General features: G+C 35.1%; 24 protein-coding genes and 1 tRNA gene. 15 read left to right on the plus strand and 10 right to left on the minus strand.

Annotated elements, in window-relative coordinates:
- Positions 1-3: 3 nt before the first annotated feature.
- Positions 4-1,044, minus strand: a complete 1,041-nt coding sequence (locus M0D58_RS16845; protein ID WP_248391886.1) for an HlyD family secretion protein — start codon at positions 1,042-1,044, stop codon at positions 4-6.
- Positions 1,045-1,047: 3 nt separating this feature from the next.
- Positions 1,048-3,057: a TolC family protein gene (locus tag M0D58_RS16850; protein ID WP_248391887.1), complete on the minus strand. Its 2,010-nt coding sequence runs from the start codon at positions 3,055-3,057 to the stop codon at positions 1,048-1,050.
- 369 nt (positions 3,058-3,426) lie between these two features.
- On the opposite strand from M0D58_RS16850, the gene M0D58_RS18190 reads away from it, so the two are divergent.
- The 5 genes from M0D58_RS18190 to M0D58_RS16870 all read left to right on the plus strand — a co-directional run bounded on the left by M0D58_RS18190 (position 3,427) and on the right by M0D58_RS16870 (position 7,029).
- Positions 3,427-3,681, plus strand: a complete 255-nt coding sequence (locus M0D58_RS18190; RefSeq protein ID WP_428037165.1) for a CdiA C-terminal domain-containing protein — start codon at positions 3,427-3,429, stop codon at positions 3,679-3,681.
- A 334-nt stretch (positions 3,682-4,015) separates the two neighbouring features.
- Positions 4,016-4,222: a hypothetical protein gene (locus M0D58_RS16855; RefSeq protein WP_248391888.1), complete on the plus strand. Its 207-nt coding sequence runs from the start codon at positions 4,016-4,018 to the stop codon at positions 4,220-4,222.
- A gap of 69 nt (positions 4,223-4,291) precedes the next feature.
- The gene (locus M0D58_RS16860; protein ID WP_248391889.1) at positions 4,292-4,996 is read left to right on the plus strand and encodes a hypothetical protein; all 705 of its coding nucleotides are present in this window, start codon (positions 4,292-4,294) and stop codon (positions 4,994-4,996) included.
- 694 nt (positions 4,997-5,690) lie between these two features.
- A complete protein-coding gene (locus tag M0D58_RS16865) occupies positions 5,691-6,059 on the plus strand; it encodes a hypothetical protein (protein ID WP_248391895.1) in 369 nt (122 codons plus the stop codon).
- Between the two features lie 646 nt (positions 6,060-6,705).
- Entirely contained in the window at positions 6,706-7,029 is a 324-nt protein-coding gene (locus M0D58_RS16870) for a DUF7677 family protein (RefSeq protein ID WP_248391897.1), read from the plus strand.
- A 139-nt stretch (positions 7,030-7,168) separates the two neighbouring features.
- On the opposite strand, the gene M0D58_RS16875 is transcribed toward M0D58_RS16870, so the two are convergent.
- Positions 7,169-7,525 carry a winged helix-turn-helix transcriptional regulator gene (locus M0D58_RS16875; RefSeq protein WP_248391899.1) on the minus strand — a complete coding sequence of 119 codons (357 nt, stop codon included), beginning with the start codon at positions 7,523-7,525 and terminating at the stop codon, positions 7,169-7,171.
- A gap of 132 nt (positions 7,526-7,657) precedes the next feature.
- Between M0D58_RS16875 and M0D58_RS16880 the strand changes: the two genes are divergently transcribed.
- The 6 genes from M0D58_RS16880 to M0D58_RS16905 all read left to right on the plus strand — a co-directional run bounded on the left by M0D58_RS16880 (position 7,658) and on the right by M0D58_RS16905 (position 12,251).
- Complete coding sequence (locus tag M0D58_RS16880; RefSeq protein WP_248391901.1) at positions 7,658-8,707, plus strand: NADP-dependent oxidoreductase; 1,050 nt, start codon at positions 7,658-7,660, stop codon at positions 8,705-8,707.
- A 77-nt stretch (positions 8,708-8,784) separates the two neighbouring features.
- Positions 8,785-9,228, plus strand: a complete 444-nt coding sequence (locus M0D58_RS16885; protein WP_248391903.1) for a nuclear transport factor 2 family protein — start codon at positions 8,785-8,787, stop codon at positions 9,226-9,228.
- Positions 9,229-9,509: 281 nt separating this feature from the next.
- Complete coding sequence (locus M0D58_RS16890) at positions 9,510-11,000, plus strand: gluconokinase (protein ID WP_248391905.1); 1,491 nt, start codon at positions 9,510-9,512, stop codon at positions 10,998-11,000.
- A 14-nt stretch (positions 11,001-11,014) separates the two neighbouring features.
- Positions 11,015-11,428, plus strand: a complete 414-nt coding sequence (locus M0D58_RS16895; RefSeq protein WP_248391906.1) for a GntT/GntP/DsdX family permease — start codon at positions 11,015-11,017, stop codon at positions 11,426-11,428.
- A 65-nt stretch (positions 11,429-11,493) separates the two neighbouring features.
- On the plus strand, positions 11,494-11,724 hold the full coding sequence (locus M0D58_RS16900) for a hypothetical protein (protein ID WP_248391907.1): 231 nt from the start codon (positions 11,494-11,496) through the stop codon (positions 11,722-11,724).
- A gap of 26 nt (positions 11,725-11,750) precedes the next feature.
- Positions 11,751-12,251, plus strand: a complete 501-nt coding sequence (locus tag M0D58_RS16905) for a recombinase family protein (RefSeq protein ID WP_248391908.1) — start codon at positions 11,751-11,753, stop codon at positions 12,249-12,251.
- A gap of 479 nt (positions 12,252-12,730) precedes the next feature.
- On the opposite strand, the gene M0D58_RS16910 is transcribed toward M0D58_RS16905, so the two are convergent.
- Both M0D58_RS16910 and M0D58_RS16915 read right to left on the minus strand, forming a co-directional pair.
- Positions 12,731-12,810: transfer RNA gene (locus M0D58_RS16910), tRNA-Leu, on the minus strand.
- A gap of 78 nt (positions 12,811-12,888) precedes the next feature.
- Positions 12,889-13,656 carry an MBL fold metallo-hydrolase gene (locus M0D58_RS16915; RefSeq protein WP_248391909.1) on the minus strand — a complete coding sequence of 256 codons (768 nt, stop codon included), beginning with the start codon at positions 13,654-13,656 and terminating at the stop codon, positions 12,889-12,891.
- Between the two features lie 53 nt (positions 13,657-13,709).
- On the opposite strand from M0D58_RS16915, the gene M0D58_RS16920 reads away from it, so the two are divergent.
- Positions 13,710-15,137 carry a TonB-dependent receptor gene (locus M0D58_RS16920; RefSeq protein WP_248391910.1) on the plus strand — a complete coding sequence of 476 codons (1,428 nt, stop codon included), beginning with the start codon at positions 13,710-13,712 and terminating at the stop codon, positions 15,135-15,137.
- A gap of 11 nt (positions 15,138-15,148) precedes the next feature.
- Complete coding sequence (locus tag M0D58_RS16925; RefSeq protein WP_248391911.1) at positions 15,149-15,598, plus strand: GAF domain-containing protein; 450 nt, start codon at positions 15,149-15,151, stop codon at positions 15,596-15,598.
- 284 nt (positions 15,599-15,882) lie between these two features.
- Here the strand turns inward: M0D58_RS16925 and M0D58_RS16930 are convergent, their stop codons facing one another.
- From M0D58_RS16930 to M0D58_RS16940, 3 genes are all read right to left on the minus strand, one after another.
- Complete coding sequence (locus M0D58_RS16930) at positions 15,883-16,620, minus strand: ABC transporter substrate-binding protein (RefSeq protein ID WP_248391912.1); 738 nt, start codon at positions 16,618-16,620, stop codon at positions 15,883-15,885.
- Between the two features lie 26 nt (positions 16,621-16,646).
- Positions 16,647-17,969 (minus strand): magnesium transporter, encoded by a 1,323-nt coding sequence (gene mgtE, locus M0D58_RS16935; RefSeq protein ID WP_248391913.1) that lies wholly within the window; start codon positions 17,967-17,969, stop codon positions 16,647-16,649.
- Between the two features lie 323 nt (positions 17,970-18,292).
- The gene (locus M0D58_RS16940) at positions 18,293-18,856 is read right to left on the minus strand and encodes a pyruvate decarboxylase (RefSeq protein WP_248391914.1); all 564 of its coding nucleotides are present in this window, start codon (positions 18,854-18,856) and stop codon (positions 18,293-18,295) included.
- 160 nt (positions 18,857-19,016) lie between these two features.
- Between M0D58_RS16940 and rpsO the strand changes: the two genes are divergently transcribed.
- The gene (gene rpsO / locus M0D58_RS16945) at positions 19,017-19,286 is read left to right on the plus strand and encodes a 30S ribosomal protein S15 (RefSeq protein WP_066440668.1); all 270 of its coding nucleotides are present in this window, start codon (positions 19,017-19,019) and stop codon (positions 19,284-19,286) included.
- 282 nt (positions 19,287-19,568) lie between these two features.
- On the plus strand, positions 19,569-21,836 hold the full coding sequence (locus M0D58_RS16950) for a polyribonucleotide nucleotidyltransferase (protein ID WP_248391916.1): 2,268 nt from the start codon (positions 19,569-19,571) through the stop codon (positions 21,834-21,836).
- Positions 21,837-22,330: 494 nt separating this feature from the next.
- Here the strand turns inward: M0D58_RS16950 and M0D58_RS16955 are convergent, their stop codons facing one another.
- Positions 22,331-23,110 carry a hypothetical protein gene (locus M0D58_RS16955; RefSeq protein ID WP_248391918.1) on the minus strand — a complete coding sequence of 260 codons (780 nt, stop codon included), beginning with the start codon at positions 23,108-23,110 and terminating at the stop codon, positions 22,331-22,333.
- Between the two features lie 173 nt (positions 23,111-23,283).
- Positions 23,284-26,790, minus strand: coding sequence for an SIR2 family NAD-dependent protein deacylase (locus tag M0D58_RS16960; protein WP_248391921.1), 3,507 nt, complete (start codon positions 26,788-26,790; stop codon positions 23,284-23,286).
- Positions 26,791-26,814 lie beyond the last annotated feature (24 nt).

The following is a 26,814-nucleotide window of genomic DNA, read 5'->3' on the forward strand; positions in this document are numbered from 1 at the left end:
AGATTATGTAAATTTTAGTTTTCTTACTTTTACCGGAATATTACTGACCTTTACTTCTTCCCAGGATTTTCCGTCTATCGGTACAATATCAATTACAACGCCGTATTTATTGTCATTCAAGGTTTTATTAAGAAGAGTATTGTCTTTAATCTCTGAAATAGAGTAAATTTTCTTTACCTGTCCCGTAAGCGTTTTGTTAAATCCGTAAGGCAGTTTTATGGCTACCCGGTCGCCTTCTTTAAATTCATCCAGATCGCTTATATCAATATATGCCTGTACAAACTGTCTTTTGTGGACAATTGATGTAATAATGTCTGATTTATAGGCAACCTGCCCGTCTGAAATTCTGAAACGGTCGGTATTCCCATTTACCGGTGAGATATAATAATTGTTAATGGTGGACGTTCTGTTTTCTTCTCTTGCCAGATTGTTTCTCTGGTTATTAATCTGGAACATCTTTGCAATTTCATCATTCAGTGCTACAATATCGGCATTTACCGAAGCGAGCTCATAGGTAAGATCGTCAATAGACCGGTCTACGTTGGCAAGTTCGTTTGGCGTAATCTGGTTGATATATACCAGTTTTTCTTTCCTTTTTTTCTCGCTTTGCCAGAAAGCCACTCTTTTTCTCAGGTCGGCTGCAAGGCTTTTCTTTTTTGAGATCTGGGCGTTGATTGATGCAATATTATTATCAAAAGACGTATTGGCTACGAGATTTTTCAGGGAATCCTGAATGCTGTTTTTACGAAGATTGGTATCATAAAATTCATAGCTGAACAAGGTATCCCCTTTTTTTACCGCAGAACCTTCCTTTACCGTATAGTTAAGGATTCGTATATCGCTGGTAAATTTCACATCAAATTGCTGCTGCTTGAGAAATCCGTCTGCATAATCAAATATCCATGAAGAAATGATCCATTTGAGTACAGAAAAAACGATTAACAATAAAATGCCAAAGTAAATCCAACGGTCCCATCTTCTTTTTTTTACAGGTTTTTCGTAAGATTCTTCTGTTATTTTATCGTCATTAAAATTGATTTCCATTAATTATGGCTTAAAATTATTCATTTGTGATAGATCGTAATATCCTATTTTTGTAACGCCTGCTGCCTGTACATACGCTTCTGCATCCAGAAGATCACTGAATACCTGGAAATCATTAATCCGGAATACCCAGACATACAGGTCAGGACCCAGAATATTTCTTATTACCGCAGTTTTATTTAATTTTTTATCGAGAGTAAGAACATCATAAGCCATAATATAGGTCATAATGCTGTTGTTATACAAAGCGGTGGCTACTTCTGCCGGGAGCTGCATCGGAACGCTTACTCCCAAATCCATATTGTTCTGTGTACACCAGGTCTTTGAGCTGGTAAAAAGGTTAATAAGCCTTTGTGCATAAAGGTCTACATTGGTTTTATAATCATCAAAAGTGTGAGGTTCAATATCGAGATGTACCCCGGCAAATCCCATGTTTTTCGCATCCTGCAAAGCGATCTGGAGATCATTAAAACCATCATCTGTTTTAGCATAAGAATTTTCACCGATAAGGCGGTAAACCTGGATGTTGTTTTGTGCAGCCAGCGCCATGAAATCTGAAACTTTTACAAGGTCTGTCACTTTGCCAATCGACAGGAAAACCCTGTTGATGTGCCAGTGATTCATCAGGTTGATAATGTAGGCATTGGAATAGTTTGTAAAAAAGCTGCTCCAGATATAGGTTTCATTTCCCGCGTTATCGTTATTGGTAAGTTTCTGCAGGTTTTCGGCTGTATCATCTGTTCCTGATAGCATTCTGTAATCAAGGTATTTTTCATACAGGTCTGATTTTTTATCACAAATCTGTATTTGATTATTTAATAGTTTTTCTGCGGTAGCAAGATATGCTGCAGGACTGAAAGTATTGCTTTTTTCGTTGGTGGAATTCACTTTAAGTTCTGCTTCAAGGTATTGTACCTCGCTTTCCAGGACTTCTATTTCAGATTTTGCAAGATAATAATCTCTGTATATTTCACTGAGCCTGTTGCGATACAGCAGCTGCAGATCCTGGATAGAATTTTCTTTCAGCTTCATCTCATTTTCACTTTCAAGATCATTTTTACTTCTGCTTACTGGCAGATTGATAGTAGCACCAACACTGGCAAAATTCCGGTCTCTTGATAATGCAGAATAATAATTGTAGCGCAATTTAAATCTGAGATCAGGCTGCTTGTCTCTTTTGCGTTTCATGTCCAGGATTTCTTTCTCCATTTTTAGAGCGACTTCCTTGTCTTTTACCAGAGCACTGAAATTAATATTTTCAACCGGTATCAGGTCCGGAATTTCTGAATTGATTATTTCGTTGTTAAAATTTTGATTATCAGAAGTTTTTGAAAGACTTTCAAGTGATTTTCTTTCTATGGAAATTTTATCCAGCCTGTATTTCGACTGTGCGGCTTCTGCATCATTTTTTAATCCGATTTTATTTTGTTTAGCAGTAAAATCGTTTTGAATTTTCAGAAGTTTTTCATAATCAGATAAAAGTTTTATTTTTTTTGCATCGAAGGCAGCTCTTACCTGGTCCAGATTCTCTTTATGATTGAGTTCTTTTTTATATTTCTGTTTTTCTAAAACATCCATATTCCTCATTTTCTCATTGAGAGCGTTCTGCATTTTCTGGTTTTTGAGGCTTCCTTCTCCTAAAGCAAGCCAGTCCAGACCCGAAGATACTCTTGCGCGGTAAAAAATATTATCATCATCACCAAATCCCGGACTGAAGTTATAGCTCATATCCGAAACCCAATTCAGATGTGGCGTATTTTTAAATTTTATGTTTTTGGAATCAATTGCAGGTTCAGTTTTATTTAAAGAAATATCTGATACTGAGAAATCAACATGATTTGTTTCAGCAGTTTTATTTTCTGCCAGAAGATTTGTCATGATTTCTTTGGCAGTGGTGTAAATCTCTTTGTACTCTTCTGCAAGAACGCTTAGGGATTTTGAATTTATACTTAATGTTGATTTGTTTTGAGCATTAAAAAAAATGAAGAAATTCGTTAGTAGTAGAATTTGCAAGAATTTTCGCATATAATGAAATAAATTTTTTGCAAATTTAATTATTTTTATTCAATTTATTTTAATAAAGATGTTTCGTTAAATATTTTTTAATAATCGGCATAATAGATTAAATCTGTGATCAGTTGTTATAAGATCATTTTTTTATTACAAATTTTTATTATACGTTCAGAACTAAGACTATATCTGAAAAATATTTAAAAATAAATGGTGCCCAACTTTTTTTACATTTACACTTGCTGTTATTGGCAAAAAAATATGTTTTTTTATGTTGTCGGGAGAACTTATATAAAAGGGGGAAGCTATCCGGTTAGTGAAATTAATACTGCAAAGTATATGACAAGTGAGGGAAATAAGTAATCTTACGTTATGTTTTGCTGGAAGTGCGAAGGGCGGACCTCAGATTTACTAATTAATGGGATTTCATATGATGTTTATACACCTGAAACTTCTAATATAAGTTCCATTGTAAGAGCAATTAGAAATAAAAATACACAGTGTAATGGGGTCGTCTTAGATTTATCAAAAACTTCTATCAAAGCATTAGATCTGGGAAATCTCTTAAAAAGAGTTCAAGGGGCAGGTGCAAAAAATATTAATGATATTGTAATAATGCCTAAATAATTAATAATGCCTAAATTAAAATGTAAATGTGGTGTAGTCACCGATCTAAGTAATATTCCATGCGAGCACGACTGGCTAACAATTTCAGATACTGAATTTGATAATTTATCTGAAGATACAACAGTGGATGAATTATATTATCAAATGAAAATAATAACAAAATGTCCTAATTGTGGGAGACTATATATATACTGGAATGGAATTGAACAACCTCCTATAATATATAAAATTGAGAACGACTTTTAATCGACCTTGAAAAAAATGTAGAAGAAGGTGGTCATTGGGCAGACTATAAAATGGACGGTAAATCTCAGGAAAAAGACGGACTTTTAAGATGGGTCTTAAATCAAAAAGTGGTTTGCCAGATGCGGGAGATAATTGGGAAATTATTTATTTTGGAACAGATACTCAATTTTCTGCTTCTGATCGTGATATAATTACTGAAAAGTTTGATGGATTTAAGAGGAATAATGCTGCAAAAGATTTTAGGCAACAACGTGAAATCAGGGACTTGAATCACAAAAAGTGCCATCTATTTTAGATAATTATAAAAAACCAAAAGATAATTTGCGAGTAAGACCATGTTATTAACCCAAAATTCCTAAACAATATGAATTTTAAAACTAAAATAGTTATGATTTTATTATCCTCTTTATTACTTACGAATTGTAAGGAGGAAATGAAAAAATGTGTAAGTCAATCAACCGATACTAATGTAAAACTATATAATGATTTAACAGATCAATTGATACCTTATTTTTTTAGAGAAGATTATTTAGGTGAAAAAAAATATTTTGATAGTTTAAGAGTTCACGATGATGATTTATATATCGAAGAGAAGACAAAAGCGCACAACGAAATTTTTAATCATCCTGAAAAATTTTGCAATTTGTATATAGATTCTACTAAAAGTAAAAATACATATTTTGCTACAAGTAGTAAAAACTTTATTACAGGTCATCCCGAAGCTCATATAAATGACATAAAAAGTAGGAAGGAGCTTTTAAAAGAATTTTCCAGTAATACAGATATTATTAAAAAATTAAGTACACGAAGTTCTATAAAAGCAAATCAATTTAATTTGTGTACGGCCAAAGTCCTAGATCTGGCAGAGTATGATAAACATACAAATGAATGTGAGATAGGTGTGGTCTATTTTTCAGAGATTGTATTTGATCCTTCTAAAAAAATAGCATTAGTTTTTGTTGACCATCGTATAAAAAAAGATTATTACGGTAGAAATGGTATATTTAAACTAAGATTGCATGATAATTATTGGGAAATAGAAGATTTTATGTTAGTGTCAACTTCCTAATTTCCGGTTCTTTACGCGATAGCGCGAATTTGTTATTCGTGCCTGTAATAGCAACCAAAACTTTGCAATCTGCAAAGTTTTGGTTTAAATAAATGCTTAACAAGACTTTCACTAAAAATGCAATTATAGAATCCCTAAAATGTTATCAGGCATAAAAGACTTACTATTTTAACATAATTATTACATTAATTTTTTAGAGCAGATGGTAAATACAAGATGAGAGAAATAATGAGCAATTTCACGAAATATACATCAAACAAAAAATAAAGACAATGAATTACCAGATGCAGGAGATAATTGGGAAATTATTTATTTTGGAACAGACCTTCAATTTTCAAAGTCTGATCGTAATATAATTAGTGAAAAGTTTGATGGAATTAGAAGGAATGATGCTGCAAAAGATTTTAGGCAAGAGCATTAACTGAATGTGAACCTGAACCCTTTTCTATATATACATATTTAAGTGGTGACGGAAAAACTGCTACTAGTAATTTTGTTTATGATGCTGAAGGAAAAGCTGTGTTAGTAGTAAATTTTAAAAAGCACACTCAAACAATGCTATCCGGGCACGGGCATTCATTTAGAAGGAGCATTAAAAGATATAGACCATATACCGCATACAGCTATTCCTAACCAATATAAAGGAATCCTAAAAAAATAAATTATTCTCAACCATTAGCTAAATAAAAAAATTATGATATCCATAATATTAAATGATTACAAAACATTTTCAGACTCGGTAATAAATAAAATAGAATTTTACGATAAAAAAAATGATTCAGGTGAATGGATTGAATTGTCGAAAATTCACTTGTTTTCCTATAATTGGAGTAATGATAAATTTGAAAATATTATTTTAACTTTCGAAAACATAGAAGAATTTAGATTTATTAAACAGAGAAAAATGTCTAGTACAGTTATAACAGACGCTTTATTAAAGTATGAAAATGGAGAAATTGTATTTGATTTTTTTCCTAAGCAATATTCAGGTTCTTTATTAGAAATTGATCCTTACTCAGATTTTTTAATTAGGTGTGAAAAAATTTATTTAGAAAAAATCTAATATATTGGTTAAGTGTGTTTGCTCAACTAACTTTATTTATTGTTAAGATTATATCATAGTGCTAAATAAATTTATTATGCCAAAATTTGTATGTATATGTAAAACAGTAGTTGATTTGAGTCCAATACTGGCGCCAGATCAATGGATGATAATTTCTGATAACGAAGGATTCTTTTAAAGACTTTTCTAATAGTCCAGATATTAAAAATTTGAGTATACGACGTTCTATGAAAGCAAATCAATTTAATTTGTGTACCGCAAACGTTCTAGATCTGGCAGAGTATGATAAACATACAAATGAATGTGAGATAGGTGTTGTCTATTTTTCAAAGATTGTATTTGATACTTCAAAAAAAAGAGCATTAGTTTTGTTGACCATCGTATAAAAAAAGATTATTACGGTAGAAATGCTGTATTTGAACTAAGATTGCATGATAATTATTGGGAAATAGAAGATGCTATGTTAGTGTCAACTTCTTAATTTTAGGCTCTTTACCCGATAGCACGGATTTGTAATCCGTGCCTGTAATAGCAAATAAATGCTTAACAAGACTTTCACAAAAAATGCAATTATAGAATCCCTAAAATGTTATCAGGCATTAATTAATATTGATTTTTATGAAACTTGGAAATAATTAATTTTGTTATGGAATTATCTAAAGATTTTAAAAGTGCATTAAGACACTTTGTATATTATTACACAAATGGAACGTTGCCTTACGTTATAAATGATAGTGAATTACTAAAAGATATAGATTATAGAGAGGATTTAAAAGATGAAGCGAGTTTGGTCGAACAAGTATTTGCAATTTTTGCCAACAATATAAAAATGGATGAATCTGGAAAAGTTTTAAATCTTACGCACTCAATGAAAAGAGCCTCTCAATGGATTCGGTTTGTCTGTAGGAAAGAAAATGATACATATCAAGTGGACCCAGAATTTGAAGATTGGGAAGTAGAGTTGCATTAAAACAATTGCAACCAAAAGGATTTTACAATAGTGCGGCGAAGCCGCGAAGTTCAACAGTAATTCTTCCTTTGAACTTTCTACAAAATTGAAGATTTGTGCATCAATATAGTATTCACCAGACTGAGTATTGAATTCTTTATTATTTCTCACAAGATATCACCTCCTTCTCCAGTTGCTTATTGCCCCATTGATGCAGATGTTTGATAAAGGGGATCAGTTCCATCCCGGTTTCGCTCAAAGCATATTCTACTTTTGGCGGCACCTCGTGGTATACCTTTCTGGTGATTAACCGGTCGTCCTCCAGTTCCCTTAAAGTCTGTGTCAACATTTTGGTAGTGATATCAGGCAATGTTCTTCTCAGTTCCCCGTAACGCAATACTTCCTTGGAATTGAGATGCCATAAGATTCTTCCCTTATATTTCCCACCGATACGTTTGAATGCGTAATCCACACCACATTGCTGATTATCCTCTGGAATTGATGGTTTATTTTTCATCTTATGATAGATTTAATGAATTGATTTTCAATAATACATACTTTTTAGTATATAGATTACCAAAAAGTACATACTTGTGGCAAAGATACCATTAAATTAATTTTGTACCATCATTTTAAAAAAAAATTAAAGATGCAACAGTCAAATAAAATCAAAAACATGGTTGAAAAAGATAAAACAATGAAAGCCGTACGCCAGCATGAGTTTGGAGGCCCTGAAGTATTGGTATACGAAGATGCTCCCATCCCCGAATTAAATAAAGGAGAGGTAAGAGTAAAAGTGCATGCGATAGGCCTCAATCCACCGGACTGGTATCTGCGGGAAGGATACAAAATGCTGCCTCCCGAATGGCAGCCAAAGGTCCCTTTTCCTATCATTCTGGGTACAGACATTTCAGGAGTCATTGAATCCGTTGCCGATGATATTGAGGACTTCTCTGTTGGTGATGAAGTTTATTCCATGGTGAGATTTCCCAGCTATGGCCCAAGCCGGGCTTATGCAGAATACGTTAATGTACCTGTATCAGAACTTGCTCTGAAACCGGCCGGTATTGATCATGTCCATACAGCCGGTGCGCCAATGTCGTTGCTTACTGCCTGGCAGTTTATGATCGAGGTCGGTCATGATGAGCCGAATCCCCTTCAGCCCAATAAGCATGTACCGGTTCCTCTCGAAGGTAAAACCATAATGATTAATGGAGCAGGGGGTGGAGTTGGCCATTTCGCATTACAGATCGCCAAATGGAAAGGTGCAAAAGTTATTGCTGTAGCTTCCGGTCGGCAGGAAGAATTATTAAGAGAACTGGGTGCTGATGAATTTATTGATTACACGAAAACCAATGCTGATGAAATCTTAAAAGATATCGATTTGGTTATTGATACAGTTGGAGGGGCCAACACCGGAAGATTTTTAAAGATATTGAAGCCGGGAGGGTCATTATTTCCGATCTTCCCTTTAGGATTTTCCGATCGTGACGAAGCAGAAAAATTAGGGGTCAATGTATCGGCAACCCAGGTGCGCTCTGATGGCAAACAACTTTCAGAACTCGCAGCATTGCTTGATCAGGAAATTATCCGCATCGTGATCGACAGCACTTTTCCACTTGCTCAGGCCCGTCAAGCGCATGAAAGAGCAGCTTTAGGGCATATACAGGGAAAGATTGTCTTAACTGTAGACCAGTAATCCAATATGTGGTCATCAATAAACAACAGCAAGGCTTTCTGCGATAAAGAAAGCCTTTAATTATATTTAAAAACCTAATGAACAATACATTGACAGAAGATAAAATATTGCTGAAAGAACTCATCGATAAAGTTTCTATGTTGGGGGATGAAAAAGATTTCCATAACCAGGTACAACTTTTTACAGAGAATGCCTCATCAGAAACCAAAGCTGACGGTAAAGTCATCATGGAATTAAAGGGCCGCGAAGTCATGGCGAAGGCTTTCGCAGAATTTCTTAAAGATGTGGATATCGTTTACCATTTTAACGGACCATCCTTATTTACCATCAGAGGAAATGAGGCCACAGGAACCTGTTATTGCCTCATTACACTGATCAGTAATCAAAAAGAGAAGAAAATCATGACTACCGTTGGAGCGGTTTACAAGGATCGCTATGTCCGTCAGGATGATCGATGGCTTATTGATAGGCGTATAGGTGATTTTTTGTGGCAACAAGAACGTGAGATTTACTCTACCTAATGACAAAAGCATTTAATATTAGTATATGAAATGTGCTAACTTGGATTATGGAAGTGGCAAATTATCTGCAAAAAGATTTATCTGAAGGAACGCTTCTCTATGAAAAGAAAGGTTTAAAAAAATAGCTGAATGTTTGAAGTAATTACATAGCGTTCCAATTAAATATAGTTGTAAAAAGTATATAAGGGCTATATTTAAATTTACTTTGTCTTATAATGATCGTCAAGGTATTGCAGAACTTTTGTATATTTAAACAACTACCTCACAGAACGATTATAATTATGATAATAGGATTAGATATTGGCACTTCATCTACGAAAGCGGTTGCATTTGACCTGGAAGGTCAGGTTTTGGCCACACACAGTATATCTTATCCTATACTGAATCCTTTGGAAGGATATTACGAACAGGATCCTGAAGTTATTTATAGGGCGTGTATCGATTCCGTTGCACGTGTGATGACCGAATTGCAGGATCATGATAAGGTGCTACATCCAATGTGTATTTCGGTTAGTAGTGCCATGCACGGATTAATAGCGGTTGACAAATCGGGCAAGCCGCTCACGAATTGTATCATTTGGGCTGATCGGAGAAGTGAAGAGATAGCTATCGGATTGAAGGCAACTGAAAAAGGACGACTACTGTATCAACAGACCGGCACGCCTATTCATCCCATGTCTTTGCTCTGCAAATTAATATGGATAAGGTCCCATGATGAAAAAGTGTTTTTTCAATCGCATAAATTTATTGGCATTAAGGAATTTCTTTTTTACCGACTCTTTGGTGTTTATCTGGTTGACCATTCTATTGCGTCGGCTACGGGACTATTTGACTTGCACCAATTAGCATGGTCGGATGTAGCTTTGAATGTAGCGGGAATCTCGGTCGAACAACTATCGACGCCCGTACCTGTTGATCATATTACAAGATTACTAGATCCAGATATCGCAGCCTCTATGCACATCCCTGAAGGTACTTTGTTTGTTATTGGCGGCAGTGATGGTTGTCTGGCCAATCTGGGAGTTGGAGCTGTGAAACCGGGAGTGGCTTCCGTAACTGTTGGCACCAGCGGAGCTATACGGGTAACCAGTCCTCTACCAAACCCTGAGCAAAAGCAACGGTTATTTAGCTATCTCCTTAGACCGAATGAATATATCATTGGAGGCGCTGTTAATAATGGGGGAATTTTGCGGAGCTGGTTCCGGGATACCTTCTTAGACGAACCAATCGAAAAAATACAGGATAAGGATGCTGACACTTTATTAAACGAAATGATAGATTCAATCGATCCTGGATCAGAAGGCTTGATCTTTTTGCCCTATTTAACCGGTGAACGTGCTCCGCACTGGAATTCCAATGCTAAAGGTGTTTATTTTGGAATACAGTTGCAGCACACCAAGGCCCACTTTGCCCGTGCAATGATGGAAGGCATGTTGTTCGTCATCTACAGCGTGGGCATTGCGTTGGAGGAAAACACCGGCCCCATTCACAAGATATATGCAAGTGGCGGTTTAGCACGTTCTCATAATCTTGTTCAAATGTTAGCAGATATTTTCAACAAGCCTGTTTTCATTAAAAACACCGTGGAAAGCTCTGCATGGGGAGCGGCACTCATAGGTATGGAAGCATTAGGAATTGAGCTTAAGGAGCCAATCACAAAGGCAGATAATGCTGAACAATTGTATAGACCGAATGCGAAAAATCATGCGGTCTATGTAAGAAATTTTGAACAATTTCAGCGACTTTATAATAAGCTAGAAGACGAGTTTTAAATAAATCGACCGCTATGCCTTTAATCATTATCATATTTGGAGTGGTTATGCTACTCATTTTAGTAACTGCGATCAGACTAAACACTGTATTTTCCCTGCTTATAACCTCTATCGCGGTGGGCTTTGCCATGGGAATGAGCGTTGAGGAAATTCTTAAATCTGTTGAAACTGGAGCAAGCAGTACGATGGGACAATTAGGACTTTTGCTGGCCTTTGGATCAGTTCTTGGAAAGCTGATGGCAGAAGGCGGCGCTGCAGAGCGTATTACAACGGTATTGACAGCGGTATTTGGCAAAAAGAATTTACCGTGGGCCATGGTGCTTACGGGCTTTTTGGTTGGCATACCGTTATTTTACAATGTTGGATTTATCGTATTGGTGCCATTTGTCTTTATGGTTTGTGCATCTAACAAATTACCTATGCTGTAAGTAGCTATTCCACTATTAGCAGCGCTTCGGATAAAGAAGCCAGAGCGGTAATTCAGACAACGGATATGGGATTCTTTGTGGCGGGGAATATGGCCATTGAGCAACCATTAGATATTTCAATTACTGAAAATAAAATGATGCTGGCGATCTATCTTGCGGCACTGGAAGTTGAAAACGACAGGCGAGCGCTGAATACATATTATGGAATGCGTCGTGCTAAAAAGGAAGGAAGATTGATGGGAAGGGCACCTTACGGATATGTTAACAAAATAACGGAGGACGGAAAAAATATGTAACGCTACAAGAACCGGAAGCGTCAAACATGAAATGGGCATTTACGGAAATGTCCAAAGGCGTGTATTCAGCGAGCCAGATAATGGATATGATGAACAGAAAGAAAGGAAAATCAGTTAAGATTAGTGCCTTTCTTGCAAGTCTACGCAATCCGGCATATTGTGGTAAAATTTACGTGGAGCAATTCAATGGGGAAGAGGCTTGTTTTGTTAAAAGTATTCATGAACCTCTGATCAGTGAAGAACTGTTCGAAAAAGTTCAATGTATAATGGACGGTAATGTGAATCCAGCCAGACCCAATGTTAAAGTATTGTCTGACGATAATTTACCTTTAAGAGGTTTTCTTGTATGTCCTGAATGTGGTCATTTGATTACAGGCAGTGCATCTACAGGGCGTTCTGGAAACAAGTATTATTACTACCATTGCCAGTCTCCGTGTTCATACCGCTACAAATCTGAGATTATTAATTCTAAATTTTTAGAGATATTGCAGTCTTTGGAAATGCGTGCCTCTATAAGAATTATTTAAAAAAAGCACTGAAACAAAATTTTGAAAGATTAATCAATAATCCCCAAAGGGAAAGAAAGCAATTCTATTAGAAATAGATCGTTTAAACAGCAGCTTGAAACAGGCAAGAAATAAACTGATGGAGGAAGTAATTGATAATGAAGACTACCTCGAAATTAAAACCGACTATAAAGCGCAAATTGAAAAGCTCGAAGCTAAATTAACTAAAGGAAAAGAGAATAAGAAAATAGATCTTACCAAATTACTAGACCAAGCATTATCGAACCTGGTAGACCTTGCGAAAGTCTATACTGATGGGGATATTGAGGTGAAGCGTAATATAATTGGCTCGATATTCCCTGAAAAATTGCAATTTTCAAAAAATCATTATCGAACCACCCGACCCAATGTTTTACTCTGTTATATATATCAGATAAACAATGAGTTAGGGATAGAAAAAAACCGGAAAGAAAGTGAATTATCACCTCTCTCCGGTCTTGTACCCAGGACCGGGATCGAACCGGTACTCCTAAGAACTGGTGTTTGAGACCAGCGCGTCTACCAATTCCGCCACCTGGGCTACTGTTTTTCCGTGTTTGAATCGGTGTGCAAATATAGAAACTTTTTATGAATACCGAAAAAAAATTAAGCAAAAAAATTAAAAATTTATCTCAAGACCATCGTAGGCAAGATGTATTCCGGATGGAAGTTGTTTGTCTTCAACATCATGCAGACCCAAATGATGACTGATGTGTGTTAAAAATAATTGCTTAGGTTTCAGTTCTTCAAATAGTTTAAGGATGTCCGGAAGGATAAAGTGTGCCGGATGCGGATCAAACTTCCTGATGCAATTTAAAATCAATACATCCAGATTCTTTAATTTTTCTTTTTCCGTGTCGGAAATAAAACCTGCGTCCGTAATATACGCGAGATTTTTAAACTTATAGCCAAAAACGGTAATTTTATAATGAATTACTTCAACCGGAGTAATTTCTGTATCTAAAACGGTAAAGGGACTGTTCTCAATTTCATGAAGCTCAAAAGCAGGAGCTCCGGGATATCTTTCATCAGCAAATGCGTAAGGAAAACGTTTTTTTACTTCATTTCCCACTCTGGAATAGCAATAGAGAGGCATGTCATTTCCTGTTTTGAAAATCAGAGGGCGCATGTCATCAAGACCGATCACATGGTCATTATGTTCATGCGTAAGCAAAGCTATATCAACCGTATTTTCTTTATTAGCAAGCATTTGCTGTCTGAAATCGGGACCGCAATCAATCAGTATTTTTTTACTTTCATCGGTGGTCACCATGACAGAAGATCTGAGACGGCTGTCTTTGGGATTTTCTGAAGTGCATACCTCGCAGGTGCAGCCAATCACGGGTACACCCTGGGAAGTTCCCGTTCCTAAAAATTTCAACTTCATTTCTTTTGAGGTTGTTTTAATTTTGGTAAATTTACGAAAAATTTAATGTCCTAATGTATCAGAAACTAACTCCTAAACAAAAAGCATTAACAATTAATCTAGATCCTACTATTTATGGTACTTTCGCGGAAATTGGAGCAGGGCAGGAGACTGTTCGGCACTTTTTTAGAGCAGGGGGAGCTTCAGGTACAATCGCTAAGGCAATGTCGGCTTACGACAAAGATTTCAGTGATGCAATCTACGGAAAAGAAGTAAAAAACCGATACGTTACCCAAAACAGGCTTCGAAAAATGCTTCGCTATGAAGTCGCTTTGATTGAAGAACGGATTTCAAGGGAAAACCACCCGAACAGAAAGTACTTTTCTTACGCCAATACTGTTACCACCATTAATTTTGATAAAACAGTAAAAGGTCACGGCTGGGTTGGAATACGTTTTCAGGCGAATGAAAATGAAGATTACAACGAAATTGTAATTCACGTAAAATTTAAGGAAAATGATGCCACGTTACAACAGGAAACCCTTGGTAATCTTGGAGTAAACCTTATTTTCGGGGCGTTTCATTATTATGACAATCCAAGGAATTTAATAGAATCTCTATACGACGATGTAGCTAAAGATAACCTTGAAATTGATATGATCGATTTCAGCGGACCGGCTTTTACTTATGTTGATAACAGGCTGATGTCTTTACAATTGGTTAAAAACGGAATGACCGATGCGGTGATTTTCAATTCAGAGGGCAACAATATGCTTCCTGCAGATGTTTTATACAAAAAAAATATTTTTGCCGTAAGAGGAAGCTTCAGGCCCGTAACAAAGGTAAATATCGATATGCTGAAAAACGGACTCGATATGTTTCTTAAAGATGCGATATGTACAACCGACGAAACTGAAGTTCTCATTGAAATAACCATTTCAAATCTTCGTGCAGACGGCGATATTGATGAAAGAGATTTCCTGGACAGGGTAGATATTCTCGGCAAGCTCGGCTATACCGTTATCGTTTCCAATTATTCGGAATATTATCGCCTTATTGATTACTTTGCTTCCTATACAAGCGGAAATATTGGTGTTGCGATGGGGGTAAATAATCTTCTGATGGTTTTTGATGAAAGATATTATAAAGACCTCTCAGGAGGAATTCTTGAGGCTTTCGGAAAGTTCTTCAGAAATGGAATGAGAGTATATCTTTATCCTTACAAAGACCCTGAAACACATGAACTTTTAGACTCTTCTACATTAAAAGTGGAAGAAAATCTGAAAGAACTGTATAAATATTTCAAACATAACGAGCGCATTGTGGATATTACCAATTACAATCCGGAATATCTGGAAATTTATTCAAGAGATATTCTTAAAAAAATTGCATGTAATATCAAAGGCTGGGAAACACAGGTTCCTGAAGGCGTTGCAGAAATGATCAAAGAACGCGGAATGTTCGGGTATAAAGAAGAATTTTCACTAAAACAATTCTCTTAAACAATATAAAAATGTCAGAATTAAAAAAAAGACTTTTATCCATCCTGGAAAGTCCAAAACATAATACGGAAGAAAAACTTGAAAAAGTTTGCCATCTTTTAGATCAGGAAATTTCTTATTTCAACTGGACGGGTTTTTACTTTAAAAACGGAGATAAAGATGAGTTAAAACTTGGTCCTTACGTAGGAGCTCCTACCGATCATACCATCATTCCTTATGGTAAAGGGATTTGCGGACAGGTAGCCGTTTCCAATGAAACATTTGTAGTTCCGGATGTGAATGAGGAAAGCAATTACTTAAGCTGCTCCATTGATACAAAAGCGGAAATTGTTGTTCCTATTTTTAAAGACGGGAAAAACATCGGGCAGATTGATATCGATTCCCATACCGTTGATCCATTCACGGATGAAGATAAAGAGTTGCTGGAATGGCTTTGCAACGAGGTTTCCAAGATTTTGTAGTTAAAATTTTTGCTTAAAATAAAGACTCCGGCCCGAAGGGCCGGAGTCTCTTAGTTTTCTTTCTTTCTTCTTTCGAATTTTTATTATCTGCGTAATCATTGAAATCCGCGGGAGCTAAAAAGATTAACAAAAATCGTACGCTTAAGACCATCCGTGTAAATCAGTAACATCCGTTGTAAATACTATTTATAAGGCATGAATCGATTATAAAAATAAGTTAATCTGCCCTCATATTTGTGTAATTCATGAAATCTGTGGAAAAAAAACAGCTGCAATCTTACCGATCACATTTTAATTGCTTCCACTTCAGCAATCAGTCCTTTGAAATAGCTTTCGCATTTGGCAATATGAGTTCCGTACCATGAAAAAGCTTCCCCATCCACGATCATGATTTTCTTATCAGGATAAAATACTTTCAGTTCCTCCATATGTTTTTCTTTAAAAGGAAAGGGTTCGGAAGAAAGCATGATAATTTCAGCTTCTTTTAAATCTTCGGTTTCAATAACAGGATAGCGATTCCGATCCTTAAAAATATTTTCAAAACCAATTTCACTAAGAATTTTATGAATAAACGTATCCGAACCTATTGTCATATAAGGATTTTTCCAAATAAGATACGCAACCTTAACCCTGGAGCTAACTTTGGCCTCATTCAGAATATCATAAATTTTGAGATTAAAACATTGCGCTTTTTCTTCTTTGTTGAATAACCTGCCTAAAGTTTTAAGTAAATAATAATTGTCCTCAATATTTTCAACATTCGTAACAATTACCTTAAAATCGTCCATTAAGGCCTCAACCTGCTCTTTTACGTTTTCTTCCTTATTAGCTAAAATCAGATCAGGCTGTAAAGCTTTTATTTTTTCAATGTTGATATTCTTTGTACCACCTATAACAGTTACATTTTTTACTTTTTCAGAAGGATGGATACAGAATTTTGTTCTTCCGATGACTTCATTTTCAGTTAAGCCCAGATCAAATAAAGACTCGGTGATAGAGGGGACAAGAGAAACAACTTTCATAATGATATTTTAGACGTTGCCTAAAATTACAAAAGTTTATCCGTTAAGAAAAGTCCGGCAACAGAAAAATAGATAATAAGTCCCGTTACATCTACCAAAGTTGCAACGAATGGAGCCGAAGAAGTAGCGGGGTCAAGTTTTAGTTTTTTAAGAATAAACGGAACCATAGAGCCGGAAAGAGTTCCCCAAAGTACGATCATTACCAAAGAAACGCCCACACTTAGTCCAACGAAAGGCCAATAAATACCATAATTAAAAAAGCCTGCTTTATGCCAGATCATAATCCTCAAAAAGCCGATAATTCCTAAAATACCACCAAGGAAAAGCCCGGTGAATATTTCTTTTCTCATTACATACCACCAGTCTTTCAGCCCGATTTCCTGAAGGGCCATCGCTCTGATGATCAATGTTGCAGCCTGGGAACCTGAATTCCCGCCACTGGATATAATTAAAGGAACAAATAATGCCAAAACAACTGCCTTTTGGATTTCATCTTCAAAATATCCCATCGCCGAAGCAGTAAGCATTTCCGAAAGGAAAAGAATAATCAGCCACATTCCTCTCTTTTTTACCATTTCTATAAGAGAAGTCTGGGTGTACGGAACATCCAACGCTTCGAGTCCCCCGAACTTCTGGATATCTTCCGTATTCTGCTGCTCAATCTGGTCAAGGATATCGTCAATTGTTACAATGCCTACCAGAACTCCGGATTCGGTAACAATAGGAAGCGCAGCCCTGTCATATTTCTCAAAATACTGAACGGCATCTTCTTTTGAAGTGGTAGTTGTAATAGCTACGAAATGATTATCGGTGATCTCGGAAACCATGGTGTCTTCTTCGGCAAGCAATAAACTTCCTAAAGCAATATCATCAATCAGCCGGTTTCTTTCGTCCACTACATAAAGATAATTCATTGTTTCTACCTTACTTCCGACTTTTTTGATCTGTTGAAGGCATCTTTTAATGGTCCATTCTTTACGGATCTGGATATAATAAGGCGTCATCAGTCGGGCAATAGAATCAGAATCATAACCCAATAATTTCAGGGCAATTCTTCTTTCCTGAGGATTCAGATGATTGATGGAATATTTAATAAGCTCATCCGGAAAATCTTCAAACAATGCTGTTCTGTCGTCAGGGGTCATCGCATTGAGGATTTCGGACACTTCATCACTTCCGATACTGCGGATTGTTTCTTCCTGAAAATCAGGATCCAGGTGAGAAAAAACTTCTGCTTTGTATTCTTTCGGAACTTTCAGGAATGCCAAAAGCCTCTCGTCAGCGTGAAGTTCGCTAAGAGTTTCGGCAATGTCGGCGGGGTTAAAGATAAGTTCGTCCTTAGAATTCAAAACCTTATTTTTTGGCTATGCAAAAATAACTCAAATTTTTAAAACAAGAGAATACTGCTTTAAATTTAAGGATTAATTAAACTCGTGCATCTATTATCTAAATTAAGTATGAAAATTTTATACATAAAAAAACACCCACAAAAACTGCGAGTGTAAGAAGAATTTTGAATTGAGATAGTTTGAATGAATTGTTTATTTAAAAATACTAAAATAAATTAAATTATTCACCATGTAATGAATATAATTTCATGAAATTCAATGATATGCATAATATCAATTAGAGATTTAAAAAAAGATTGGTGAAAAAATTTTTGATTGAATGGCTAAAAACCGTTTTCTGCGGAAGGTTTTATTTTTCGAAGCTGTTTCAGGATGTCTTTAATAGCCCCGTTAGTACCGATCTTTACGGAATTTACCGTAGATCCTAAAAGCCGCATATTTTTTCTGTAGGTGTCATAATCTGTTTCCGTGATAAGGTTACCCTCCGCATCGAAAAGTTTCATGCTCACGATCACCTGGTTGGAAAAAACATATTTCCCGATTCCTACTTTAAAATATTTTACTTTGGGTATGACAGCGAAATCTGCATCATTATTCAGGCAGTAATCTGAAATGGTTTTTTTATCGATGCTGTCAAACGAAATCTGAGTTTCTGTTTTGAGCATTTTGTTTTTCCTTTCGCTCAGATTATCGGAAACAGCACTGAAAAAGGCTGTGTTGGTGGGTTCTTTAATTTCTTCAATATCGGGTTCTACCTGGGGATTGAAGTAAAGTATTCGCTTTACTTTTGCCTCATGGTTATTTTGCGCTTTCAGCAAAGAAGAGCCTGAAAAGATAATAATGGCGAATAGTATGAAAACAGTAGAATTTCTCATCATGAATACCATGCAAAAGTACTGCCTTTTAACACGATATCATAATTTTTTTAAGAAATATTTAACATATTTTTCTATCAAAATCAATTTATGAAATCAATAATGTTTGTAAAATCAAAAAAATATCGTACTTTTGCAGCCGTTACATAATAATCATTTAAATAATATTGGAATGTACTTAAATACAGAAAAAAAGCAGGAAATTTTCGCAAAACACGGAAAATCTGCACAAGACACAGGGAGTGCTGAAGGACAAGTTGCACTTTTCACTTTCAGAATCAACCACCTTTCTGCTCACTTGAAGAGCAATCACAAAGATTACAACACAGAAAGATCTTTGGTGAAACTGGTAGGTAAAAGAAAAAGATTATTAGATTATCTTAAAAAGAAAGATATCGAAAGATATAGAGCAATTATTGCTGAATTAGGTTTAAGAAAGTAATCTACAAAGATTTTAAAGGGCAGCTTCGGAAGAAGCTGCTTTTTTTGTGCATTTAATTGGTAAAGAATGCACCTATTCATTTTTTTTGGATCTCTGCAATAATCATTATTTACCCGGAAAAATGAGCGCTAGTTACTGAAAACATAAATTAGTAACCATTTTGATATGGATTTTATCCGGAAGCGGTGCTAGATCCAAATAATTACATTAAATTTGCATCGAAAATTTAAAAAGTTTAAATATTAATCGTACTCAATACGGGGTACAAGAAGACAATTTTTTATGAGTATACCTCAAGCGTTTACAGAAACGATTACTCTTGCAGACGGCAGAGAAATTACTATTGAAACGGGGAAGCTGGCAAAACAGGCAGACGGATCCGTAGTCGTAAAATGTGGCGGAACAATGCTTTTAGCGACTGTTGTTGCCAATAAAGAAGCCAATCCCGGTGTGGATTTTTTACCGTTAACGGTAGATTACAGAGAAAAATTTTATGCAGGAGGAAGAATTCCGGGAAACTTTTTCCGAAGAGAAGCAAGACCTTCTGATCAGGAGATTTTAACGATGCGTCTGGTAGACAGGGTGCTGCGTCCGCTTTTCCCTGAAGATTTCCACGCGGAAGTTCAGGTAATGATTTCACTTATTTCTTACGACGGGAAAACCATTCCTGATGATCTGGCAGGTTTGGCGGCTTCTGCAGCCATTGCCATTACCGATATTCCTTTCAACGGACCGATGTCTGAAGTAAGAGTGGTAAGATTTGACGGCCAGCTGGCTATTAACCCAAGTTATGAGCAGCTGAAAGATTCTGAGCTGGATATCATGGTGGGAGCTACTAAAGATTCTATCGTAATGGTAGAAGGAGAGATGAAAGAAATTTCCGAGCAGGAAATGCTGGAAGCCATTATCTTCGCACACGCTGAAATCAAAAAACAAATTGAAGCTCAGGAAAGATTAGCTGAAAAAGTAGGTAAGGCTTTCCCTAAAAGAGAATATTCCCACGAAGTTCATGAGGAGGCTATCCGTGAAAAAGTGTGGAAAGAGTGCTATGACAAAGTATATGAAGTAGCAAAAACACCTTCTGCAAAAGAAGAAAGACACGAAAAATTCAAGGCTGTTCTTGATGAATTCCTGGCTCAGTACGTGGATAATCCTGAAGAGCTGGAAAGAATAACACCTTTCGCCAAAATATATTACCACGATGTAGAAAAAGAGGCTATGCGCCAGATGATCCTTGAAGACAATATCCGTCTTGACGGCCGTGATCCGCAAACGATCCGTCCGATCTGGTCTGAAATTGATTATCTTCCGGGAGCACACGGTTCTGCGATCTTTACAAGAGGAGAAACCCAGTCTTTAACAGCGGTAACCTTAGGTTCTGTAAAAGATGCCAACATGGTAGACAGTGTAATTTCTCAGCACGATGAGAAATTCTTCCTTCATTATAACTTCCCTCCATTCTCAACAGGAGAAGCAAGACCTTTAAGAGGAACTTCAAGAAGAGAGGTAGGACACGGAAACTTAGCTCAGAGAGCACTGCAGGCTGTAATTCCTGAAGAAAATCCATATACCATCAGAATTGTTTCCGATATTCTTGAATCCAACGGTTCGTCTTCCATGGCAACGGTTTGTGCAGGAACATTGGCATTAATGGATGCAGGGGTGCAGATTACAAAACCTGTTTCCGGGATTGCAATGGGATTGATCACGGATACGAAATCCGGTAAATTTACCGTACTTTCTGATATCTTAGGAGATGAGGATCACCTGGGAGATATGGACTTTAAAGTAACCGGAACTGCAGACGGTATCACGGCCTGCCAGATGGATATCAAAATCCAGGGACTTTCTATGGATATCATGGAAAAAGCGTTGATGCAGGCAAGAGACGGAAGATTACACATCTTAAATAAAATCACGGAAACAATTGCTGAACCGAGAGCCGACGTAAAACCTCACGCTCCGAAAATGGTGGTAATGGAAATTCCGAAAGACTTCATCGGTGCGGTAATCGGACCTGGTGGAAAAATCATTCAGCAGATGCAGAAAGATACGGATACGGTGATCGCGATTGAAGAGATCGGAGAAATCGGACGTATTGAAATTGCAGGTACTGACAGAGAGAAGATCAATGCTGCTGTGGCGAAAATCAATGAGATCACTTTTGTACCGGTTGTAGGACAGGTGTACAACGGAAAAGTTGTTAAGATCATGGATTTCGGTGCCTTCGTAGCGATCGCAAAAGGAACGGAAGGACTTCTTCACATCTCGGAAATCGAGTGGGCTCGTCTTGATAAAGTACCTTACAAAGAAGGAGATGAAGTGGAAGTAAAGTTTATGGGTTATGACGACCGTAAGAAAATGAAGCTTTCCAGAAAAGTTCTTTTGCCAAGACCACCAAGACCTGAGAAAAAGGAAGGTGAGCAAAGAGGTCCTAGACCGGAAGGTCAGAACAGAGCTGACAGACCGGCGAGACCAGAAGGCAACAGAAGACCAGAGGGCGAAGGCGAGAAACCTGCCGGAGATCAGAATCCTTCTAACGAAGCTTAAGATTATCATCATCGATTATATGAAACCACCGAATTCCGGTGGTTTTTTGTTTGGGTAAGGTTGGGAACACGCATTGCAAATCCGCGCGATCTGCGTCTATGTATTGTATCGTTGAGATTTACAGAGATTGGACCCCTTCGGAGTCCCGCTGTTTCGTACTGTTATTTTTCTACACAGCTGCTGTTCCTACGGAAGTTGTATACTACTTTTATTGATGCCGGATTAATGGATCATACAGGTATGAAAATATAATTTACAGTTGCAAAAATATTGTTTACAGGAGCAGGAATATAAATTGCAGGCTGAAGAATATTATTTACAGGCAAAAGAATATATATTGCAGTTGTGATATTATGGTTTGCAGACGCAAAAATATAATTTGCAGGCGGCAGAATATAAAAATATCCTGACCGAATATTCGATCAGGATGATTTAAATCAAATTATAGATTGTTGTAGAATGAATCTTTGGTTTACTGGCTTTTTCATTACAGTTTACTGATTCGAAACGACAGTAAATTTAATACCTGAAACCGTCAGATATTCCGGGGAAGTGCCACCGTAAAGGCTCTTCATATATTTTTTAACATTCAGGGCAATCGAGTAGAGGCCGGTTCCTTCCGTATACAATATTTTATCTCTTTCTATCAGTTTAAGATTCAGCTCCGCCTCGGTCTGGTCTACTGCCTGTGTTGCGCTTACCAGCTCGCTTTTATAAGTGTTGAGGCTGGTTAATTTTAATTCATCTTCCTGGGGGGCATACGCTGAAATGGTTGTTAAGAGCTGCAATAGCACCCCGAAATTATCGGCCCTTTGGGTGAAAGACTGCCTGGAGGAAGAAATAGTTTTTGGGGCTTCTTTTCCTGTTTCGGTTGTTTTGACAGATTTCTTTGTGGTTCCCTGGATAGAACGGTTCAATGATTTTGCCTGGTCTATGGTCCCTTGTGGTAATCCGAGGATTTCCAGTCGGTTCACAATGCGGGTACAGGTTGCTTTCAGGTTCTCAAAAGCCTCCTGACGTAAGGCGATGGCATTTTTGTTGGCATTCCGCTTATCTTCCACTTCGCTTATTTTGGCTGTTGCCGTATTGTACAGTGCCTGAAGGCTGGCTACGGTAAGCTCAGGAACCGGCGGATTGTACAAACTGTACACGGAAACCTGCTGGATGAGCTTTTGGAGGTTGGCGACATTTCGGGCATGGCCGACTTCGCTCGCGGTTTTTGGATTGTTTTTCTCGGGTTCAGGATTGCCCTGCAATTCGGGATTTGTTTCCATATGCATTTGTGTTTTTAAGTTAGTGGAACAAATATAAAATTTATTTTAAAGGGAAGAAATTTTGGAGGGAAGTATTTGGGTGTTATTATTTTATGTTAAGTGAAGGGTATGTAAAAACCCTGGCTGATGAGCGAGGGTTTTTAAGAAGTGATTGGAAAATCTACGTTATCAGATTATTGGGCAGCTATAAATTTTTCCCATTTTTGAGTATTAGTTTCTACAAAACTTTTTAAATTATCCAAACCAAAATACGAATAAGAAAAATTGTAATTACTGTCTAAATTATTATCTAAATTTTCAAATAGATGATTTATATATTGGTATTTGTAAAATTTAGAAAGTGATAGGCCTTCCTGTACGATATCTTCATAATCTTTTGAGTCGATTTCTTTTAAAAATTTTGCATAGAAAAATATAGCTTCTAAATAGTAATATTTAATATGTTTTAAATTTGATATTGCTTCTTTAAAATATGTTATTTTGCTAATTGTCTCTTCAGTATTAAAGGCGAACATCAGATTTTTAAGTCCTTTTGTATAGGGATTTGTTATGACAAGTTTTTTTATTTCTTTAAGTGTTAACTTTTCAACTTTTGATAAAGTATATGTGCATTGCATTATCTCAAGGTGCTCTTCCATATAAAGATCACTAATGTGTTTTTTCAATTCATCTACATTTAGACTTCTGCTTCGTAATAAATATTCAAAGTAATAGAATGAGTTAATATTCTTAATATATTTTATATTATCTATTCCTAAGTAATGATAGTCACTATACAGATTTTTATCGTAGTTATCATTCTTAATAAACATTTTAAGATATTCTATTGTATTTCCCTCCATTGAATGTACTTGTGAAATTAAATTTTTCCATTTAAGTTCACTTTTATTTTCATTACTCATATTTCTATTTTTCATCTCATCAGTTGATAGTAATTTTTTCATCTCAATATATGAATTATCAAATTCAACATGATAATACAATTCTCGTAAAATTATTGTTTTTATCAGATTTTCAGCATCTTCAATTTCAGAAAAGTATTCAATAATTGATTCTAGTTTATTGTTGAAGTAAAGTACATTTTTGGTACTTGTTAAAAAGTCTTCAAGTTCATATATGTATTCTAAAATTGAATTTTTAATACCTAATAAATCATTACCTGTTATAGAATAAATATATTCTAAAACCTGTAATAAATTATTTTTAACTTTTAAGCTTAATTTTAAGCTAAATGAGTCACTTTTTTTCCGTGAGTAAAAATGTAGAGTTTTTAAAATAAAACGATTATATAGATATGCATCAATACAATATTTCTGCTTATTATCTTTATGTTTGTTAAACTGAAAGTCAGCAAATCTTCTGATTATAGGCTGTAATTGTAATATTCCATTGTAATTTTCTAAAAGAGATTTATTTTCTAATTGTTTTATTTCCGTATCGGTGATATTATTTGACGATTTTCTTTTTTGAAAACATTTTTTAAAATCTGGTAAATTAATCCCATCTGGAAAAAGACTTAATAACTCAAAAGCTAATTTCTGTCTTGAGTTCAATGATGTATAAGAATAATTAATAGATTGAAAAATTGATTTTGTTCTCTCAATATTTAAATCGGCAGTATTTTTAAAGACGTCTGAATACTCTTCATTTAGAGTTTCAAAGAAATGATCTCGGATTTGATCCCTTAGTTGACTAATCTTCATTGTTGGACGAGATGTTGTAACTAATTTAATTGCTAATGGATTGTTAGCTAGTAAATCCTCTAAAATATCTGTCCTGAGAATCTTTATATCTTCAGAAGAGTAATTTTTATTACCATAGTTTGCCATAAATAGTTTTAACGCATCATCTGTTGTCATTGGTGTTAAAGTAAAAACTTCCTCAAACTCTTTATTGCTTATAATATCTCTTGATGTGATAACTATATTGGAATAATCTGAAGTAAATTCCAAAAGTTCGATAACTTTTAAATATTCCTCATTATCTAAATTATTTACAACGGTCTCAAAATTATCTAATATTAAAAGTGAATCTATTTTTTCTGAGCTATAATTTTCAATTAAATATTCTCTGAAATTTAATATATCTTTTAGATTAAAGCCTTCAATAACTATTTCCTCAAAATCATCAAATGACTTTATAGTTTCACAAGATTTAAAATTTACACCATTTTTATAGTAACCCCTATTGTATAATTCGTATGATATTTTTTTAACTAGTGTTGTTTTACCCAAACCACCTGAGGCTTTAATATTTAAAATTTTGTTTGATGAGTTTAAAAATAAAAACCTTGATATTAAATTACTTTGTTCTTCAATTCTCCCAATAACATCAGTAAGACATTTCTTACCAATATCTAAATTACGATTATTGCCGTAAAAATTATTTTTGAACGTTTTTCCCTTTTCTAATTCAACTTTCCATTCAACATCATTACTCTTAATATTTGTATCTGTAAATGAATTTTTTTTTTCTGTTATAATTTTATGTAAAAATTTTTTAATTGTTTGATTCTTGTATTCAAAAATATTTATAATAGGATGAGTTATATGCTTAATTTCTACTTGTTCATTTGTTAGTAACAGAATAGGTATACTTGGATTAGTTATATTATCTACAATATCATCAAGAGAGATTAAAATATTTTTAAGATTTTTGTCTTCGATATAGATATTGTTTTTGTAGACATTTGATATTATTATGAGTAAATCGTAATCTTCAATTAAGTTTAATGTATTTAGATTTAGATACCCGATTAGAATTTCCGCGTTTATGTTTTCAAATAGAGAAATTGTATTTCTATATTCATCAGCATAATTTTGATCAATAATATCTGGATAAAGTATGACTATTTTTTTTACTTTATGTTCAATTTTAATCTGCTGGCTTAAATTAATTTGTGTTGGAATAATATCTTTTTTGAAACTGATTAATTCATCGATTTTAGTTTCTAATTTTGAATAATCTTCTATTTCAATTATATTAAGGAAATCATATTTTTCAAAGGCCTTGGCATCGGGAGTTATTATAAAGTGTTTATTATTACCGCCAAAGGTCTTATTCATTTTATCAAATATTAAATTAATATCCGGATCGCTAAAGCTAAAACCTATAAATAAAAATGTCGAATTTGTAAATAAACTTTTTAATTTTTCCGGAGCGGCTTCATTATTATCAGAAGAATATAGTTTTTCATAGTCCTCCTTAAAAACTATACAATTATCAGGTTCATCAAAACTTCCGTGTAATTTAAAAATAAAGCCATTACTATTTTTATTAATATTATTTATAGTGTATTTAGATGTTGGTTTTGATGGAATTATTTCATTATTTGCTGCTAGCTCAAAAGCATTGTCATAATTAGTTGTAATAACTTTATTATTGCTTAATTTTAGAAGCTTTTCATGTAGTTGAAGATTACAATCTTTTCTAATTTTAAAATTAGAACCGATATAATTGTATATCTCATTTTCATCTGTTTTTAAATATTCCAACACATCTAATGCTGACATTGTATTATTATTTAATAGATCTATAAATGGATTTAAATGTGGTTTATTAATATTTTTAATATTTTGAATAACCATATTATTCCAATTAGGCAGGTTCAAGGATTTAGACAAGCCAGATCCTGCAAAAACAATAATATTATTCTCTTCCAGTTCTTTTTGAATATTCATAGTTTTATTAATTTGTCGAATATA

The organism is Chryseobacterium nepalense (genome assembly GCF_023195755.1).
GTDB classification, from domain to species: domain Bacteria; phylum Bacteroidota; class Bacteroidia; order Flavobacteriales; family Weeksellaceae; genus Chryseobacterium; species Chryseobacterium nepalense.

Coding starts and splice junctions, on each gene's coding strand:
- M0D58_RS16955 (WP_248391918.1), bottom strand. CDS start 23,110: ATGGAAACAAATCCCGAATTGCAGGGCAATCCTGAACCCGAGAAAAAC.
- M0D58_RS16855 (WP_248391888.1), top strand. CDS start 4,016: ATGGGTCTTAAATCAAAAAGTGGTTTGCCAGATGCGGGAGATAATTGG.
- M0D58_RS16880 (WP_248391901.1), top strand. CDS start 7,658: ATGCAACAGTCAAATAAAATCAAAAACATGGTTGAAAAAGATAAAACA.
- M0D58_RS16915 (WP_248391909.1), bottom strand. CDS start 13,656: ATGAAGTTGAAATTTTTAGGAACGGGAACTTCCCAGGGTGTACCCGTG.
- M0D58_RS16860 (WP_248391889.1), top strand. CDS start 4,292: ATGAATTTTAAAACTAAAATAGTTATGATTTTATTATCCTCTTTATTA.
- M0D58_RS16930 (WP_248391912.1), bottom strand. CDS start 16,620: ATGAAAGTTGTTTCTCTTGTCCCCTCTATCACCGAGTCTTTATTTGAT.
- M0D58_RS16870 (WP_248391897.1), top strand. CDS start 6,706: ATGGAATTATCTAAAGATTTTAAAAGTGCATTAAGACACTTTGTATAT.
- M0D58_RS16960 (WP_248391921.1), bottom strand. CDS start 26,790: ATGAATATTCAAAAAGAACTGGAAGAGAATAATATTATTGTTTTTGCA.
- M0D58_RS16905 (WP_248391908.1), top strand. CDS start 11,751: ATGAAATGGGCATTTACGGAAATGTCCAAAGGCGTGTATTCAGCGAGC.
- M0D58_RS16865 (WP_248391895.1), top strand. CDS start 5,691: ATGATATCCATAATATTAAATGATTACAAAACATTTTCAGACTCGGTA.
- M0D58_RS18190 (WP_428037165.1), top strand. CDS start 3,427: ATGTTTTGCTGGAAGTGCGAAGGGCGGACCTCAGATTTACTAATTAAT.
- M0D58_RS16940 (WP_248391914.1), bottom strand. CDS start 18,856: ATGGTATTCATGATGAGAAATTCTACTGTTTTCATACTATTCGCCATT.
- M0D58_RS16845 (WP_248391886.1), bottom strand. CDS start 1,044: ATGGAAATCAATTTTAATGACGATAAAATAACAGAAGAATCTTACGAA.
- M0D58_RS16925 (WP_248391911.1), top strand. CDS start 15,149: ATGTCAGAATTAAAAAAAAGACTTTTATCCATCCTGGAAAGTCCAAAA.
- M0D58_RS16895 (WP_248391906.1), top strand. CDS start 11,015: ATGCCTTTAATCATTATCATATTTGGAGTGGTTATGCTACTCATTTTA.
- M0D58_RS16920 (WP_248391910.1), top strand. CDS start 13,710: ATGTATCAGAAACTAACTCCTAAACAAAAAGCATTAACAATTAATCTA.
- M0D58_RS16950 (WP_248391916.1), top strand. CDS start 19,569: ATGAGTATACCTCAAGCGTTTACAGAAACGATTACTCTTGCAGACGGC.
- rpsO (WP_066440668.1), top strand. CDS start 19,017: ATGTACTTAAATACAGAAAAAAAGCAGGAAATTTTCGCAAAACACGGA.
- M0D58_RS16885 (WP_248391903.1), top strand. CDS start 8,785: ATGAACAATACATTGACAGAAGATAAAATATTGCTGAAAGAACTCATC.
- M0D58_RS16900 (WP_248391907.1), top strand. CDS start 11,494: ATGGGATTCTTTGTGGCGGGGAATATGGCCATTGAGCAACCATTAGAT.
- M0D58_RS16890 (WP_248391905.1), top strand. CDS start 9,510: ATGATAATAGGATTAGATATTGGCACTTCATCTACGAAAGCGGTTGCA.
- M0D58_RS16875 (WP_248391899.1), bottom strand. CDS start 7,525: ATGAAAAATAAACCATCAATTCCAGAGGATAATCAGCAATGTGGTGTG.